14 protein-coding genes are annotated in these 15,225 nt (G+C 60.3%); 6 read left to right on the plus strand and 8 right to left on the minus strand.

What is annotated here, in order from left to right; all coding sequences use genetic code 11:
• The first annotated feature begins 143 nt into the window (after nucleotides 1-143).
• The 6 genes from leuS (at nucleotide 144) to PI739_RS15265 (ending at nucleotide 6,596) form a co-directional block, all read left to right on the plus strand.
• A complete protein-coding gene (gene leuS, locus PI739_RS15240; RefSeq protein WP_271352008.1) occupies nucleotides 144-2,750 on the plus strand; it encodes a leucine--tRNA ligase in 2,607 nt (868 codons plus the stop codon).
• Between the two features lie 89 nt (nucleotides 2,751-2,839).
• On the plus strand, nucleotides 2,840-3,445 hold the full coding sequence (locus PI739_RS15245) for an LPS-assembly lipoprotein LptE (RefSeq protein ID WP_003368795.1): 606 nt from the start codon (nucleotides 2,840-2,842) through the stop codon (nucleotides 3,443-3,445).
• A 41-nt stretch (nucleotides 3,446-3,486) separates the two neighbouring features.
• Nucleotides 3,487-4,524, plus strand: a complete 1,038-nt coding sequence (gene holA, locus PI739_RS15250; protein WP_003368796.1) for a DNA polymerase III subunit delta — start codon at nucleotides 3,487-3,489, stop codon at nucleotides 4,522-4,524.
• Between the two features lie 6 nt (nucleotides 4,525-4,530).
• Nucleotides 4,531-4,746: a hypothetical protein gene (locus PI739_RS15255; RefSeq protein ID WP_080336603.1), complete on the plus strand. Its 216-nt coding sequence runs from the start codon at nucleotides 4,531-4,533 to the stop codon at nucleotides 4,744-4,746.
• Between the two features lie 273 nt (nucleotides 4,747-5,019).
• The gene (gene arfA, locus PI739_RS15260; RefSeq protein ID WP_002555325.1) at nucleotides 5,020-5,175 is read left to right on the plus strand and encodes an alternative ribosome rescue factor ArfA; all 156 of its coding nucleotides are present in this window, start codon (nucleotides 5,020-5,022) and stop codon (nucleotides 5,173-5,175) included.
• Between the two features lie 83 nt (nucleotides 5,176-5,258).
• Nucleotides 5,259-6,596, plus strand: coding sequence for a lytic murein transglycosylase (locus tag PI739_RS15265; RefSeq protein ID WP_003368797.1), 1,338 nt, complete (start codon nucleotides 5,259-5,261; stop codon nucleotides 6,594-6,596).
• Between the two features lie 120 nt (nucleotides 6,597-6,716).
• Here PI739_RS15265 and lipA read toward each other — a convergent pair whose 3' ends face one another.
• The 8 genes from lipA to mrdA form a co-directional block, all read right to left on the minus strand.
• On the minus strand, nucleotides 6,717-7,724 hold the full coding sequence (gene lipA / locus PI739_RS15270; RefSeq protein WP_054081960.1) for a lipoyl synthase: 1,008 nt from the start codon (nucleotides 7,722-7,724) through the stop codon (nucleotides 6,717-6,719).
• Nucleotides 7,717-8,373, minus strand: a complete 657-nt coding sequence (gene lipB, locus PI739_RS15275; RefSeq protein WP_054081959.1) for a lipoyl(octanoyl) transferase LipB — start codon at nucleotides 8,371-8,373, stop codon at nucleotides 7,717-7,719. Before lipB ends, lipA begins: the two co-directional genes overlap by 8 nt.
• On the minus strand, nucleotides 8,373-8,648 hold the full coding sequence (locus PI739_RS15280) for a DUF493 domain-containing protein (RefSeq protein WP_003368799.1): 276 nt from the start codon (nucleotides 8,646-8,648) through the stop codon (nucleotides 8,373-8,375). Before PI739_RS15280 ends, lipB begins: the two co-directional genes overlap by 1 nt.
• Before the next feature lie 90 nt (nucleotides 8,649-8,738).
• Complete coding sequence (locus PI739_RS15285) at nucleotides 8,739-9,899, minus strand: D-alanyl-D-alanine carboxypeptidase family protein (protein WP_003431689.1); 1,161 nt, start codon at nucleotides 9,897-9,899, stop codon at nucleotides 8,739-8,741.
• 241 nt (nucleotides 9,900-10,140) lie between these two features.
• Complete coding sequence (locus tag PI739_RS15290) at nucleotides 10,141-11,169, minus strand: septal ring lytic transglycosylase RlpA family protein (RefSeq protein ID WP_003431690.1); 1,029 nt, start codon at nucleotides 11,167-11,169, stop codon at nucleotides 10,141-10,143.
• Nucleotides 11,169-12,176, minus strand: coding sequence for a lytic murein transglycosylase B (gene mltB, locus PI739_RS15295; protein ID WP_002555333.1), 1,008 nt, complete (start codon nucleotides 12,174-12,176; stop codon nucleotides 11,169-11,171). The genes PI739_RS15290 and mltB overlap by 1 nt, the downstream gene beginning before the upstream one ends.
• A gap of 17 nt (nucleotides 12,177-12,193) precedes the next feature.
• The gene (gene rodA, locus PI739_RS15300) at nucleotides 12,194-13,297 is read right to left on the minus strand and encodes a rod shape-determining protein RodA (protein ID WP_003368803.1); all 1,104 of its coding nucleotides are present in this window, start codon (nucleotides 13,295-13,297) and stop codon (nucleotides 12,194-12,196) included.
• A 31-nt stretch (nucleotides 13,298-13,328) separates the two neighbouring features.
• The gene (mrdA, locus tag PI739_RS15305; RefSeq protein ID WP_003431692.1) at nucleotides 13,329-15,224 is read right to left on the minus strand and encodes a penicillin-binding protein 2; all 1,896 of its coding nucleotides are present in this window, start codon (nucleotides 15,222-15,224) and stop codon (nucleotides 13,329-13,331) included.
• Between the last annotated feature and the right edge of the window lies 1 nt (nucleotide 15,225).

Below are 15,225 nucleotides of genomic sequence, written 5' to 3' on the forward strand. Positions count from 1 at the left end.
TGCGCTTCCTGTAATTCCACTTCCGCGCTCTTGAGCCTGAACGCACCGCACAGACAGTTGCAAATGTCCGCCACGCGGTGCCGACCTGACTCGGCGAAGCAATGAAGAGGTCAAGGGTCACTAATCCTTAGTAAAAAGTAGCCATGCACGAACTCTATCAGCCCCGTGAAATCGAAGCCGCCGCCCAAACGTTCTGGGATGAGCAAAAGTCTTTTGAAGTCAGTGAACAGCCAGGCAAGGACACCTTCTACTGCCTGTCGATGTTTCCTTACCCGAGCGGCAAGCTGCACATGGGTCATGTGCGCAACTACACCATTGGTGACGTGATCTCCCGCTACCAGCGCATGCTGGGCAAGAATGTTCTGCAACCACTGGGCTGGGACGCTTTCGGCATGCCGGCTGAAAACGCCGCCATCGACAACAACGTCGCGCCGGCCAAGTGGACCTACGAAAACATCGATTACATGAAGACCCAGCTCAAGAGCCTGGGTCTGGCGGTTGACTGGTCGCGCGAAGTCACCACCTGCAAGCCTGATTACTACCGCTGGGAACAATGGCTGTTCACTCGCCTGTTCGAAAAGGGTGTGATCTACCGCAAGAACGGCACCGTGAACTGGGACCCGATCGACCAGACCGTACTGGCCAACGAGCAGGTCATCGACGGCCGCGGCTGGCGTTCCGGCGCGCTGATCGAAAAGCGCGAAATCCCGATGTACTACTTCAAGATCACCGCGTACGCCGATGAGCTGCTGGAAAGCCTCGACGAACTGCCGGGCTGGCCTGAACAGGTCAAGACCATGCAGCGCAACTGGATCGGCCGTTCGCGCGGCATGGAAGTGCAGTTTCCGTACGACCAGGCCTCGATCGGCGAAGCCGGTGCCCTGAAAGTCTTCACCACCCGCCCTGACACCCTGATGGGTGCGACCTACGTCGCAGTGGCGGCCGAACACCCGCTGGCAACCCTGGCCGCGCAAGGCAACCCAGCCCTGCAGGCGTTCATCGATGAATGCAAGGGCGGCAGCGTTGCCGAAGCCGACGTTGCCACGCAGGAAAAGAAAGGCCAGGCGACTTCGTTGTTCGTCGAGCATCCACTGACTGGCGAGAAACTGCCGGTGTGGGTCGCCAACTACGTGCTGATGCACTACGGCGATGGCGCGGTCATGGCTGTACCGGCGCACGACGAGCGTGATTTCGAGTTTGCCACCCAGTACGGTCTGCCGATCAAGCCCGTGGTCCGCACCAGCGCCGGCGACGAAACACCTGCCCCATGGCAGCCGGCCTACGGCGAGCATGGCGAGCTGATCAATTCCGGCGAATTCACCGGCCTGACCTTCCAGGACGCGTTCGACGCCATTGAAGACGCACTGGTCAAGAAATCCCTGGGCCAGTCCCGTACCCAGTTCCGCCTGCGCGACTGGGGTATCAGCCGCCAGCGTTACTGGGGCTGCCCGATTCCTATCGTGCATTGCGACACCTGCGGCGACGTGCCGGTCCCGGAAGACCAGTTGCCGGTTGTCCTGCCGGAAGACGTCGTGCCCGACGGCGCTGGCTCGCCACTGGCACGCATGCCCGAGTTCTACGAGTGCAGCTGCCCGAAATGCGGCGCACCGGCCAAGCGTGAAACCGACACCATGGACACCTTCGTCGAGTCCTCGTGGTACTACGCACGCTATGCCTCACCTCATTACGAGGGTGGTCTGGTCGAGCCGAACGCTGCCAACCACTGGCTGCCGGTGGATCAGTACATCGGTGGTATCGAACACGCGATTCTGCACCTGCTCTATGCGCGCTTCTTCCACAAGCTGATGCGCGACGAAGGCCTGGTGACCTCGAACGAACCGTTCAAGAACCTGCTCACCCAGGGCATGGTCAACGCCGAAACCTACTTCCGCATGGAAACCAGCGGCAAGAAGACCTGGATCAACCCGGCCGATGTGACCCTCGAAAGAGACGCCAAGGCCAAGGTGATCAGCGCCACATTGACCAGCGATGGCCTGCCGGTGGAAATCGGCGGCACTGAAAAGATGTCGAAGTCGAAGAAAAACGGCATCGACCCGCAGACCATGATCGACCAGTACGGCGCCGACACCTGCCGCCTGTTCATGATGTTCGCCTCCCCGCCCGACATGAGCCTGGAATGGTCCGACTCGGGCGTCGAAGGTTCGCATCGTTTCCTGCGTCGCGTATGGCGTCTGGCCCAGGCGCATGTGGCTCAAGGCCCGTCGACCGGCCTGGACGTTGCGGCATTGTCCGATGAGCAGAAAGCCATCCGCCGCGCGATTCATCAGGCGATCAAACAGGCGAGCCAGGATATTGGCCAGAACCAGAAATTCAACACCGCTGTCGCGCAAGTGATGACGCTGATGAACGTGCTGGAAAAAGCCCCGCAGGACACACCGCAGGATCGCGCACTGATGCAGGAAGGCGTGGAAACCGTCGCCCTGCTGCTGGCGCCTATCACGCCGCACATCAGCCACGAACTGTGGAAGCAACTGGGCCACAATGAGCCAGTGATCGACGCGGGCTGGCCTGCATTCGATGCAAACGCACTGGTGCAGGACAGTCTGCAACTGGTGATTCAGGTCAACGGCAAGCTGCGCGGTCACATCGAGATGCCTGCCAGCGCCAGCCGCGAAGAAGTCGAAGCGGCCGCACGCGTCAACGAGAACGTATTGCGCTTCACTGATGGCCTGACCATTCGCAAGGTGATCGTCGTGCCTGGCAAGCTGGTCAACATCGTCGCAAGCTGATTGGATCGGGCGCCCGGCAAACGCAGGGCGCCGAACATATTTCCAGGGCACGCACTGGCGGCCCAAACGGATTCAAGGGGAGCATCAAGATGATCAAACGCAATTTGCTGGTGATGGGCCTGGCTGTTCTGTTGAGTGCCTGTGGCTTCCATCTGCGTGGCACCGGCACCACCGAGCTGGCGATCAAGGAGCTGGATGTCAGCGCCCGCAACGCCTACGGCGACACCGTGACGCAACTCACTCGCCTGCTGACCAGCTCTGGCGTCAAGGTCTACACGGGCGCGCCTTACAAGCTGATGCTGACCAACGAAGCCGAGACTCAACGGGTCATCAGCTACTCGGGCTCGGGTCGCTCGGCTGAATACCAGCTGACCACCACCCTGACCTATGAAGTGCATGGCGACAAGGATCGCTTCCTGCTTGGCGATAAAGTCACCGCAGACCGTTCCTACGTACACGACGGCAACAACCTGACCGGTTCCGACCAGGAAGCCTCTCAGGTTCGTCAGGAAATGCGCAACGACCTGATCCAGAAACTGATGGCTCGCTTGCAGCAACTGACCCCTTCGCGTCTGGACGAGCTGCAGGCCAAGGCTGATGCGGTTGCCAAGGCCGAAGCCGACGCACTCGAGGCTGCTCAGCGAATCCGCGACGAGACGCCTCAGCAGTCGCCTGTCGAAGTTCCAGCCAGATAAGTGTTCGGGGCCGGCTTTCCGGCCCCGACATGCTCTGACGCATGAAACTCGCCCCCGCCCAACTCGGCAAGCACTTGCAAGGCACACTTGCGCCCGTCTATGTGATCAGCGGTGACGATCCGCTGCTCTGTCAGGAAGCGGCTGACGCCATTCGCGCGGCCGCACGCCAGCAGGGCTTCGATGAGCGCCAGGTGTTCAGCGCCGACGCCAGCTTCGACTGGGGCACATTGCTCCAGGCGGGTGCCAGCATGTCGCTGTTTGCCGAACGCCGTCTCCTGGAGTTGCGTCTGCCCTCCGGCAAGCCCGGCGACAAGGGTGCTGCGGCGCTCATGGAATATTGCGCCAGACCTGCCGAAGACACCCTTCTGCTGATCAGCCTGCCCAAGCTCGATGGCAGTGCGCAGAAAACCAAATGGGGCAAGGCTCTGGTTGAGGGTGCGCAAACCCAGTTCGTGCAAATCTGGCCGGTGGACATCGGCCAACTGCCGCAATGGATTCGCCAGCGCCTGTCGCAGGCGGGTCTGGCAGCGACTCAGGACGCTGTCGAACTGATCGCGGCCCGGGTCGAAGGCAACCTGCTGGCCGCCGCGCAGGAAATCGAAAAGCTCAAGCTGATGGCCGAAGAAGGCCAGATCACCGTCGAGACTGTGCAGGCGGCGGTAGCCGACAGTGCACGCTTCGACGTATTTGGCCTGACCGATGCCGTGCTCAATGGCGAAGCTGCCCATGCCCTGCGCATGCTCGAAGGCCTGCGTGGCGAAGGGGTCGAGACGCCGGTGATTCTCTGGGCATTGACCCGCGAACTGCGCGCCCTGGCCAATATGTCGCAACAGTTCAGTCAGGGCGTGCCGCTGGACAAGGTCTTCAGCTCGGCACGCCCGCCGATCTGGGACAAGCGCAAGCCACTGATGAGCAAAGCCCTGCAACGCCACTCGGCAAAACGCTGGAGCCAGTTGCTCATGGATGCGCAACGCATCGATGCGCAGATCAAAGGCCAGGCAGCAGGCTCGCCCTGGAGCAGCCTGAGCAGGCTGGCGCTGCTGATGGCGGGGCAACGGCTGGCACTGCCTGCGGAGTGAGCTGTCATGTCCGAGCTTGTTCAAGAGTTACTCGAAGTAATCCTTCGTGCGATCTGCTATCCCGTTGGCTGGCCCATCGTGCGACTGTTGTCACGCGGTAGATATCCATCCAGAGGGTCGTGGTTTTCAAACACCGCAGAAGCAAACTGGACGGTAGCAACAGGGCTCGCAATTCTGGCGATCACCATGATGGCGTTGCTTCATCAATTCGATATGCCCTGATCGGCCTGCATTTTACACCCTCGTTATTACACAGCGGCCAAGCGCGCTTTTCAGCACCATACACATATCTCGTGGGAGCGAGCTTGCTCGCGAAGAGGTCAGTGCAGCCCCTGAAACTCGAGCGTTCGGACGATTGCCTTCGTGAGCAAGCTCGCTCCCACAGGTATTGCATTCAAGTCCACCTCCCGCGTCATAGCACACGACTATTAGACACAACCGCCAATCTGCCCGATTATTTGTATCGCTTTACAACACCCATCAGGAGCACCCGCCATGAGCAAGCCAAAGCGGCCGAACAAGGCCAAATCCATCATCGCCCAGCCCTTGTTCCGCAGTCGTCAGGAACAACCCGCCAAGGGCAAAGGCAGCTACCGCCGCGAAGCCTTCCAGTCTAAAAGCTGGGAGGCTTCCTGCTTTATGGCAGCCTGATATCGAGCAACATTTCCGGGGCGCTTTCAACCGCTTAGCCGTGTTATGGTCTGCACCTAACGGTAATACCCTTGGACTCAAGCATGCCTTCTCGTTTTACCCATCGCCCGCAGCTGCGCCAACTCATCGCTGCCTCCAGTCTTGTTGCCCTGGTAGCCTGCGCAGAAAAACCCACTGCAGCCGATGCCACGCCTCTTCAATCCAGCAAGGTGCAGACAAACGCTCCTGCCGTGGCGCCTACGCCAGCGCTGGTCGTTGATGACAACCTCACGATTCAGCCCGCCGTCAGCTTCAGCGAATGGCAGGCCGGCTTTCGTGCCCAGGCGTTGAAGGCAGGTATCCGTGCGGACGTATTCGATCTGGCATTTGCCGGCGTCACCCCCGACATGAGCGTGGTCAAGGCCGACCGCAGTCAGCCTGAATTCAGCCGCCCGGTCTGGGAATACCTCGACGGTGCCATCTCTGCCGTACGTGTGCGCAAGGGTCAGGCGCTGCTTTCGCAGTATGCCGACGACCTGCAGAAGATCGAGCAGCAGTACGGCGTGGATCGTCAGGCGCTGGTCGCGGTATGGGGCATGGAAAGTAACTTCGGCTCGTTCCAGGGCACGCAATCCGTCATTCGCTCACTGGCAACGCTGGCCTACGAAGGCCGTCGTCCCGGCTTTGCACAGAGCCAATTGCTGGCCGCGCTGGAAATCATCCAGCATGGCGACATCACACCGGACAAGATGCTGGGTTCGTGGGCCGGTGCGATGGGCCAGACCCAGTTCATCCCGACCACCTACAACACCCATGCCGTGGATTTTGACGGCGATGGCCGTCGCGATATCTGGAACACCCCTGCCGATGCCCTGGCCTCCACCGCACACTACCTGCAAAGCTCCGGCTGGCAGCGTGGTCAGCCCTGGGGCTTTGAAGTGGTGCTCGGCTCGGGATTCGATTACTCGCTGGCCGACTCGACGACCCGCAAGAGTCTCGCTGAATGGCAGCAACTGGGCCTGAAACAACCCGACGGCTCAGCCATTCCGGTCGCCGCCAGTCAGCAGCAAGCCACCTTGTTGTTGCCAGCCGGTTATCGCGGGCCAGCCTTTCTGGTGCTGGACAACTTCCGCGCGATTCTCAAGTACAACAACTCGACCTCCTACGCGTTGGCGATCAGCCTGCTTTCCGATCGCTTCAAGGGCGCGGGTTATGTAGTGGGCAGCTGGCCACGCGGAGACCTGCCGCTGAGCCGCTCAGAGCGCATTGAGTTGCAAACCCTGCTCTCGGCACGCCAGTACGACGCAGGCGCGCCAGACGGCATTATCGGCGCTAACACACGCAAGGCCATCCGCAGTGCGCAGCAATCGTTCGGCTGGCCAGCCGATGGTTACCCGACACATGAATTGCTGGAGAACCTGCGCAAGCCTGTCGGGCAGTAATCGGGAGGACGCGGAGCGTCCAGAACGGCATGCCCACGCGGAGCGTTGGCACGATAATCAACCGCAAACAAAAAGGGCCAGGTATCGCTACCTGGCCCTTCCTGTTTTTGCAGCGTGCTGTCAGAGCATTGCCTTGGCGATCTTGGCCTGCTCGTCGGCGTGGTACGAAGAGCGTACCAGTGGCCCGGACGCGACGTTCTTGAAGCCCATCTTGTAGCCTTCTTCGGCGAACCAGGCAAAGGTGTCCGGGTGGACAAAGCGCTGCACGGGCAAGTGATTGCGCGAAGGCTGCAGGTATTGACCCAGAGTGAGCATGTCGATGTCGTGCTCACGCATGCGCTGCATGACCTCGATGACCTCTTCGTCAGTCTCGCCCAGCCCCAGCATCAAACCGGACTTGGTCGGTACGTGCGGGACCATCTGCTTGAAGCGCTGCAGCAGGGTCAGCGACCACTGGTAGTCCGAACCCGGACGCGCAGCCTTGTACAGACGCGGCACGGTTTCCAGGTTGTGGTTGAACACATCCGGCGGCTCGGCGGCGGTGATTTCCAGCGCAACGTCCATCCGGCCACGGTAATCCGGCACCAGCGTTTCGAGCTGTACGCCCGGCGACAGCAGGCGGATTTCACGGATGCAGTCGGCGAAGTGCTGAGCGCCGCCATCACGCAAGTCGTCACGGTCCACCGAGGTGATGACCACGTACTTCAGGCGCAGGTCGGCAATCGCGATGGCGAGGCTCTTCGGTTCGTTGACGTCGAGCGGCTTCGGACGGCCGTGGCCCACGTCACAGAACGGGCAGCGACGGGTGCAGATGTCGCCCATGATCATGAACGTGGCAGTGCCACCGGAGAAGCACTCGCCCAGGTTGGGGCAGGACGCCTCTTCACAGACGCTGTGCAGCTTGTGCTTGCGCAGCAATTGCTTGATGCGGTCGACTTCCGGAGAAACCGGGATGCGCACGCGAATCCAGTCGGGCTTCTTCGGCAGATCTACCGTCGGGATGATCTTGACCGGGATGCGCGCAACCTTTTCCGCTCCGCGAAGCTTGACGCCCGCTTCGACTTTCGGACGGGCCACTCGCTCGGAAACATCCAGCGCCGGGATCAGGGTTTGCACGGTGTCAGTCATAATGGTTTATTCCGCCCGTAAGGGTCGCCTGCTCAGCGTAGTCGAGGTGTTTGACGAGCTGCGCACGCAGTCGGGCACTAACCTCGGAAAATTCTATCTGCCCTGCCTGATCGCTCAGTTGGGTCATGGCCAGCCCCGCGTATCCGCAAGGGTTGATGCGGCGGAACGGCTCAAGGTCCATGTCGACGTTCAACGCCAGGCCATGAAACGAACAGCCGTTGCGAATGCGTAGACCGAGTGACGCGACTTTCGCGCCATCAACGTATACGCCAGGGGCATCAGCCTTGGCTGCTGCCTTGACGCCGTAGTCGGCGAGCAAGGCGATGAGGGTGTTCTCGATCCGGGTGACCAGATCACGAACACCGAAACCAAGGCGCCTGACGTCCAGCATCAGATAAGCCACCAGTTGGCCCGGGCCATGATAAGTCACTTGGCCGCCACGATCGACCTGTACGACAGGAATATTACCCGGCAGCAGCAAATGCTCGGGCTTGCCGGACTGTCCCTGGGTGAAAACCGGCGGATGCTGGACCAGCCAGACTTCATCGGCAGCCTCGCGGCCACGCTCGTCGGTAAAGCGCTTCATGGCGTGCCAGGCGATTTCGTAATCGATCAGGCCCAGATCACGAAAACCCAGCGTACCCGCCATCAGAGCACCATGTGCACGAAACCCGTAGCGCGCAAGGCACTATTGATATCGCGCAACTGGTCTTCGCCGGTAGCAACAATGTGCAATTGCACAGTGGTGTATTTGCCGTTGCTGCTCTGCCGCTCGGCGAGCGTCTTGAGGTCGACCGTGGCGTGCTTCTTAAGCACTTCCATCACGGCCGCCGTAAAGCCCACACTGGTGTCACCGATCACCTTGATCGGATAGTCATTGCAGGGAAATTCGATTTTGTGCGACTTGATGTCGGTATCGGTCATGGCAGTAAAGGTCTCACAAGCCGTGACGACGGACACGCGGCCCGCTCAGATCATGAGCAGGCCGCGAGAAGGTCGGCATTGGTTACTGGATCAGTTGAACAAGCCGTAGAAGAACAGGCGGATGCTATCCCACACGCGGCGGAAAATACCACCTTCCTCAACCGCATCAAGGGCAATCAGATTGGCGGTGTGAACCACCTGATCGTCTTTCTTGACCTCGACCTTGCCGATCACGTCGCCCTTGGCGATTGGCGCAACCAGTTGCGGGTTCATGGTCATGCTGGCAGACAGCTTCTTCATGTCGCCTTTTGGCATGGTCATGCTCAGATCTTCAGCCAGACCGGCCTTGACCTGACGCTCTGTACCTTTCCAGACCGTGGCCTGAGCCAGCTCAGTGCCCTTCTGGTAGAAGTTCTGGGTTTCGAAGAAACGGAAACCATAGGTCAGCAGCTTCTGGGTTTCAGCTGCACGAGCCTGTTCGCTGTTGGTACCGAACACCACGGCGATCAGACGCATGCCGTCACGCACTGCCGAAGAGACCATGCAATAGCCGGCTTCATCGGTGTGGCCGGTTTTCAGACCGTCAACGGTCTTGTCGCGCCACAGCAGCAGGTTGCGGTTAGGCTGCTTGATGCCGTTCCAGAAGAACTCCTTCTGCGAGTAGATCGCATAGTGAGCCGGGTCTTCGTGGATGATTGCGCGCGCCAGGATCGCCATGTCGTGAGCCGACGAGTAGTGCTCAGGGTTCGGCAGACCGGTCGGGTTCATGAAGTGGCTGTTGGTCATGCCCAGATCGGCAGCAGTCTTGTTCATCATGTCGGCGAAGGCATCTTCGCTGCCGGCAATGTGCTCGGAGATCGCGACGCTGGCGTCGTTGCCCGACTGAATGATGATGCCGTGCAGCAGGTCGCTGACCGTGACCTGGCTGCCGACCTTGATGAACATCCGCGAACCGCCTGTGCGCCAGGCGTTTTCACTGATCGTCACCGGATCGTTTTCGCCGATCTGGCCGCGACGGATTTCCAGGGTCGCGATGTAGGCGGTCATCAGCTTGGTCAGACTGGCAGGAGCCAGACGCTGATCACCGTTGTTCTCGACCAGGACGTTGCCGCTGGTCGCATCCATCAGCACGTAGGCCTTGGCCGCCAGTTGCGGTGCAGCAGGCGTCATCTGCTCTGCCGCCCACACAGTCGGGGTGATAATCAGTGGAACAAGCAGGCACAAACGTTTTGCAAAGGTGGTGATGTTCATCCGTCTCTCGAGAATCCTAATGGGCAAACATGCCCTTGCGGGCAAAACTGAACAGACCGGCGAAGCGAAACGCCTCGGTACGGCTCGTGGCGCCAGGCTGTAACCCTGGCTGACAAAGTCGCCTGTTCGACACACGACCTTGTGGGCAGTTACCTGCAACGCTTGCCCTGAAAGCAAATCTGCGCCGCCTGCGACTGCATACCGTCCCCCATTGTTGCCGGGGAACGATTGTCGAAAAAACTTACTGATCCGATGTCACTACGCTCGGCTGACCCAGATTGGCCGACCTGACGCTGTTTTGCAGCTGCTGGGCTTCACCCTGCGTGTCGATCGGTCCCATCCGCACTCGATAGAGCGTTTGCTGATTGCGCGCTATCGAGCTGACGAACACCGGCGCTCGAACCATCCCGCTCAATTTCGACCTCAGGAGTTCCGCAGCGTCCGGGTTGGCGAAGGCTCCCACTTGGAGAAACAGCCCAGCGGCTTGTCCTGAAGCGTTTTTTTTTGCGTCAACCTGCAACGGCACCACAGGTGCGGCGTGCTGCTGAGGGGGTGGCGTGTACTGCTCGACGGTGCCGGTCGAAGTGGACAGCGCGGGCGGCGTCGCCTGGGCAACGACCTGCGGCTGATTGAGCATCAGCGGCGCCGGACGACCACGTTGCGCCCACCATTCCTGAGGGTCGATCCCTTCTACCTTGACGCGTGCAGTGCCGGTTTCGGCGTAGCCGAGCTTTTTGGCGGCCGCATACGAAAGGTCGATGATACGGTCGGAATAGAACGGCCCGCGATCGTTGACGCGCAGGATCACCGTACGATTGTTGTCCAGGTTGGTCACTTTGACATAGCTGGGCAGCGGTAGGGTCTTGTGCGCGGCACTCATGCCGTACAGGTCGTACACCTCGCCATTGGCGGTGTTCTGGCCATGGAACTTGGTGCCGTACCAGGAGGCGGTGCCCGAAGCGACGTAACGCTTGGCATCGCTCATGGGGAAGTAGGTCTTGCCCAGCACGGTGTACGGATTGGCCTTGTAGGCCCCGGTGTGCAGGGTCGGCGTTGCATCAGGGATACGCGAGACATCCACATCCCACCACGGCGCGCCGTCCTTGTGGGCCCGGTTGATATCCAGCCCCGGCATCGAGCGCACGACTGCACCGCCTTTTGGCGACTGCGACGACGTTGTGCGTGACGGCGACGAGCAACTGGCAACCAGCACTGCCAGGCCGGTCAGCGCCAGAAGCTTGAATGATTGAAGAATTGGCGATGCCCGCATTACTTGACGCCTCGAGCTTGAACCAACGATTCAGACAGCTGATATACGGCCATGGCGTACATCACACTGCGGTTATAACGGGTAATTGCATAAAAATTGTTCAAACCCAGCCAGTATTCAGGACCATTGTCGCCTTCCAGACGAAACGCCGTCACCGGCATATCGTCGCGCAGCGCATCATGACTCGCCCAGCCCAGCTGTCGCAACTCCCCGACCGACATTACCGGATCAAGCGCAGGGCTCAACCCCTCGTCAACCCGGTCGCCACGCGCCGTGGCACGACTGACCACCGGCTGCCCGGCCACCCAGCCATGACGTTTGAAATAGCTGGCGACACTGCCGATCGCATCGTCCGGGTCGGTCCAGATATTGATGTGGCCGTCGCCGTCGAAATCCACTGCATAGGCGCGGAAACTGCTCGGCATGAACTGCGGCAGCCCCATTGCCCCGGCATACGAGCCCTTGAGGGTCAGTGGATCCACCTGCTGCTCGCGAGCCAGCAGCAGAAACTCGCGCAACTCCTTGCGGAAAAACTGGGCGCGTGGCGGGTAATCGAAGCCAAGCGTCGACAATGCGTCGATGACCCGATAGTTACCGGTATTGCGGCCGAAAAAGGTTTCTACACCAATGATCGACACGATGATCTGCGCCGGCACGCCGTATTCCTGCTCGGCACGCGCCAGGGCCGCCTCATGCTGACGCCAGAAGTCGACACCGCGAGCGATGCGCGTGTCGGTGATGAACATCGGCCGATACTCTTTCCACTGTTTGACCCGTTCGGCCGGGCGGGAAATGGCATCGAGAATGGCCTGCTTGCGCTCGACCTCCCGAAACAGACTCATCAACTGCTCACCGGCAAAACCATGATCGCGGGTCAGTTCACCGACGAATTCCGCCACCTGGGGCGAACCTTCATAGTCGCCCGCCAGTGCCTCTTGCACCGAGCCAAGGATGCCCACCAGACCGACCACCGGAGCATATCGAGCCCAGTTACGCATTGCTTGCATTGAATAGTTCACCTTAATCAAACCTGAGCGATCCATTTACGATGCGTATGGATCGACATCAAAACCCCAAACGCTGACAGTAGGGTCACGAGCGAAGTTCCGCCGTAGCTAATGAAGGGCAACGGCACCCCCACCACTGGCAGCAGGCCACTGACCATACCGATGTTGACGAAAACGTAAACAAAAAACGTCATGGTCAACGCGCCAGCCAGCAGTTTGCCGAATAATGTCTGCGCCTGTGCAGTGATCACAAGCCCGCGACCGATCAGCAGCATATAGATGATCAGCAGCGCACAGATGCCTACCAGGCCGAATTCTTCACCCAATACTGCAATGATGAAGTCGGTATGGCTTTCCGGCAGAAAGTCGAGGTGCGACTGGGTGCCAAGCAGCCAGCCCTTGCCGAACACGCCGCCCGAACCGATGGCAGCCTTTGATTGAATGATGTTCCAGCCGGTCCCCAGCGGATCGCTTTCGGGGTCCAGAAACGTCAGTACGCGCTGCTTCTGGTAGTCATGCATGAAGAAGAACCACATGGCCACCGCCGCCGGTACGGCCGCCGCCAATACGCTGATGATCCAGCGCCAGCGCAAACCGGCCATGAACAGCACAAAGGCACCCGAGGCCAGAATCAGCAGCGACGTCCCCAGGTCAGGCTGGCGCACGATCAGAATGAACGGCACACCGACCAAAGCGAGACTGACCGCCACATGCTTCAAATGCGGGGGCAGCGTGCGCTTGGACAGGTACCAGGCGATGGTTGCCGGCATGATGATCTTGAGAAACTCCGAAGGCTGGAAGCGGATCACCCCGGGAATGTTGATCCAGCGCGTCGCGCCCATGGCGTTGTGGCCCATGACATCCACCACTACCAGCAGCAGGACACCGATGACATACAGTACCGGCACCCAGCGCGCCATGAAGCGCGGCTCCAGCTGAGCGATCACCACCATCGCCACCAGACCGATACCGAACGAACTGGCCTGCTTGATCAGCAGATCCCAGTTCTTGCCGCTGGCCGAATACAGCACGAACAGGCTGCCCGCCGCCAGCGTCAGCAGCAGGATCAGCAATGGACCATCGATATGAATGCGCTGCAGAAAGGTAGCGCGGCGACGCATCACGTCTTCACTGGACAGGATGCGGTCGAAATTACTCTTCACGGGCCGCAGCCTCCAGATTCAGGGAACCGGCGTACTCGGGTTTGAGATGGCCGTTTTCGTCGAGCAACCAGGCGTCCAGAACCTGACGCACGACGGGTGCAGCAACGCCGGAACCGGATTCGCCGTTCTCGACCATCACTGCAACAACGATTTTCGGGTTGTCGGCCGGGGCGAAGCCGACGAACAAGGCGTGGTCGCGATGACGTTCCTGCACCTTGGTGCGGTCGTATTTCTCGCCCTGCTTGATGGCCACCACCTGGGCCGTACCACTCTTGCCGGCGATCCGGTACTGCGCACCGATGGCGGCCTTGCGCGCCGTACCGCGCGCGCCGTGCATCACTTCCTGCATGCCGTGGTTGACGCGCTCCCAGTTGGCCGGATCGCGCAGCACGATGTTCGGCATCGGGTTTTCATCCACAGGCGCCTTGCCTTCAATGGTTCTGGCCAGATGCGGACGGTTCCACACCCCCTTGTTGGCCACCAGCGCGGTCGCCTGAGCCAGTTGCAACGGCGTTGCCTGCATGTAGCCCTGACCGATCCCGAGGATCAGCGTCTCGCCGGGGAACCAAGCCTGACGACGCGTGGCGCGCTTCCATTCACGGGAAGGCATCAGGCCGGGAGATTCTTCGAACATGTCCAGCGAGACCTTCTGCCCGATACCGAACTTGTTCATATAGGCGGCGAGCCGATCAATGCCCACCTTGTGCGCCAGATCGTAGAAGTACGTGTCATTTGAACGCATGATCGCCGTGTCCAGATCAACCCAACCGTCGCCGGTGCGGTTCCAGTTGCGGTACTTGTGATCGTAATTGGGCAATTGGTAATAGCCCGGATCGAATACCCGCGAGCCAGGCGTCACCGCACCGGTATCCAGCCCGGCAATCGCCACCGCAGGCTTGATGGTCGAGCCCGGCGGGTAAAGCCCTCGCAGGATGCGGTTGAACAGCGGCCGGTCGATGGAATCGCGCAGCTCGGCATAGGCCTTGAAGCTGATGCCGGTGACAAACAGGTTCGGATCGAAGCTCGGCGCACTGACCATCGCCAGCACTTCACCGGTAGCCGGATCCAGTGCGACGACCGCGCCACGACGACCGCCCAGCGCGGCTTCGGCAGCCTCCTGAAGGTTGATGTCCAGGCTCAGGACGATGTCCTTGCCGGGGATCGGGTCGGTGCGCTTGAGCACACGCAGTACGCGACCACGGGCGTTGGTCTCGACCTCTTCGTAGCCGACCTGACCATGCAGCTCGGGCTCGTAAAAGCGCTCGATACCGGTCTTGCCGATGTGGTGCGTGCCGCTGTAATTGATCGGGTCGAGGCTCTTGAGCTCTTTCTCGTTGATCCTTCCCATGTAGCCGACCGAGTGGGCAAAGTGCGGCCCTTGCGGATAATGCCTGACCAGTTGCGCAACCACTTCGACGCCCGGCAGGCGGAACTGGTTGACGGCGATCAGGGCGATCTGCTCTTCGCTCAGCTCGAACAGGATGGGCACCGGCTCGAACGGCCTACGCCCCTGCTTCATGCGCTTTTCGAAGATGATGCGATCGTCAGGGGTGAGCTGCAGGATCTCGACAATGGTGTCGAGCACGCTGGACCACTCGCCTGCGCGTTCACGGGTCATGCTGAGACTGAAACTGGGCCGGTTATCGGCGACCACAACGCCATTGCGATCGTAGATCAGCCCACGGCTGGGCGGAATCGGCTGAACGTGAACGCGGTTGTTTTCCGAAAGCGTGGAGTGATACTCGTACTGGATGACCTGCAGGTAATACAACCGGGCAATCAGCACGCACACCAGCAACACCACCGCCACGGCACCGAACACGACCCTGCCGCGCACCAGGCGTGCGTCCTTTTCGTGGTCTTTGAGGCGGATCGGTTGAGACATT

The sequence above is a fragment of the Pseudomonas cerasi genome, from assembly GCF_027983475.1.
GTDB lineage: Bacteria > Pseudomonadota > Gammaproteobacteria > Pseudomonadales > Pseudomonadaceae > Aquipseudomonas > Aquipseudomonas cerasi.

Excerpts from the sequence above, each read along its gene's own strand:
- leuS (WP_271352008.1), top strand. The coding sequence starts at position 144 with ATGCACGAACTCTATCAGCCCCGTGAAATCGAAGCCGCCGCCCAAACG.
- PI739_RS15245 (WP_003368795.1), top strand. The coding sequence starts at position 2,840 with ATGATCAAACGCAATTTGCTGGTGATGGGCCTGGCTGTTCTGTTGAGT.
- holA (WP_003368796.1), top strand. The coding sequence starts at position 3,487 with ATGAAACTCGCCCCCGCCCAACTCGGCAAGCACTTGCAAGGCACACTT.
- PI739_RS15255 (WP_080336603.1), top strand. The coding sequence starts at position 4,531 with ATGTCCGAGCTTGTTCAAGAGTTACTCGAAGTAATCCTTCGTGCGATC.
- arfA (WP_002555325.1), top strand. The coding sequence starts at position 5,020 with ATGAGCAAGCCAAAGCGGCCGAACAAGGCCAAATCCATCATCGCCCAG.
- PI739_RS15265 (WP_003368797.1), top strand. The coding sequence starts at position 5,259 with ATGCCTTCTCGTTTTACCCATCGCCCGCAGCTGCGCCAACTCATCGCT.
- lipA (WP_054081960.1), bottom strand. The coding sequence starts at position 7,724 with ATGACTGACACCGTGCAAACCCTGATCCCGGCGCTGGATGTTTCCGAG.
- lipB (WP_054081959.1), bottom strand. The coding sequence starts at position 8,373 with ATGGCGGGTACGCTGGGTTTTCGTGATCTGGGCCTGATCGATTACGAA.
- PI739_RS15280 (WP_003368799.1), bottom strand. The coding sequence starts at position 8,648 with ATGACCGATACCGACATCAAGTCGCACAAAATCGAATTTCCCTGCAAT.
- PI739_RS15285 (WP_003431689.1), bottom strand. The coding sequence starts at position 9,899 with ATGAACATCACCACCTTTGCAAAACGTTTGTGCCTGCTTGTTCCACTG.
- PI739_RS15290 (WP_003431690.1), bottom strand. The coding sequence starts at position 11,169 with ATGCGGGCATCGCCAATTCTTCAATCATTCAAGCTTCTGGCGCTGACC.
- mltB (WP_002555333.1), bottom strand. The coding sequence starts at position 12,176 with ATGCAAGCAATGCGTAACTGGGCTCGATATGCTCCGGTGGTCGGTCTG.
- rodA (WP_003368803.1), bottom strand. The coding sequence starts at position 13,297 with ATGCGTCGCCGCGCTACCTTTCTGCAGCGCATTCATATCGATGGTCCA.
- mrdA (WP_003431692.1), bottom strand. The coding sequence starts at position 15,224 with ATGTCTCAACCGATCCGCCTCAAAGACCACGAAAAGGACGCACGCCTG.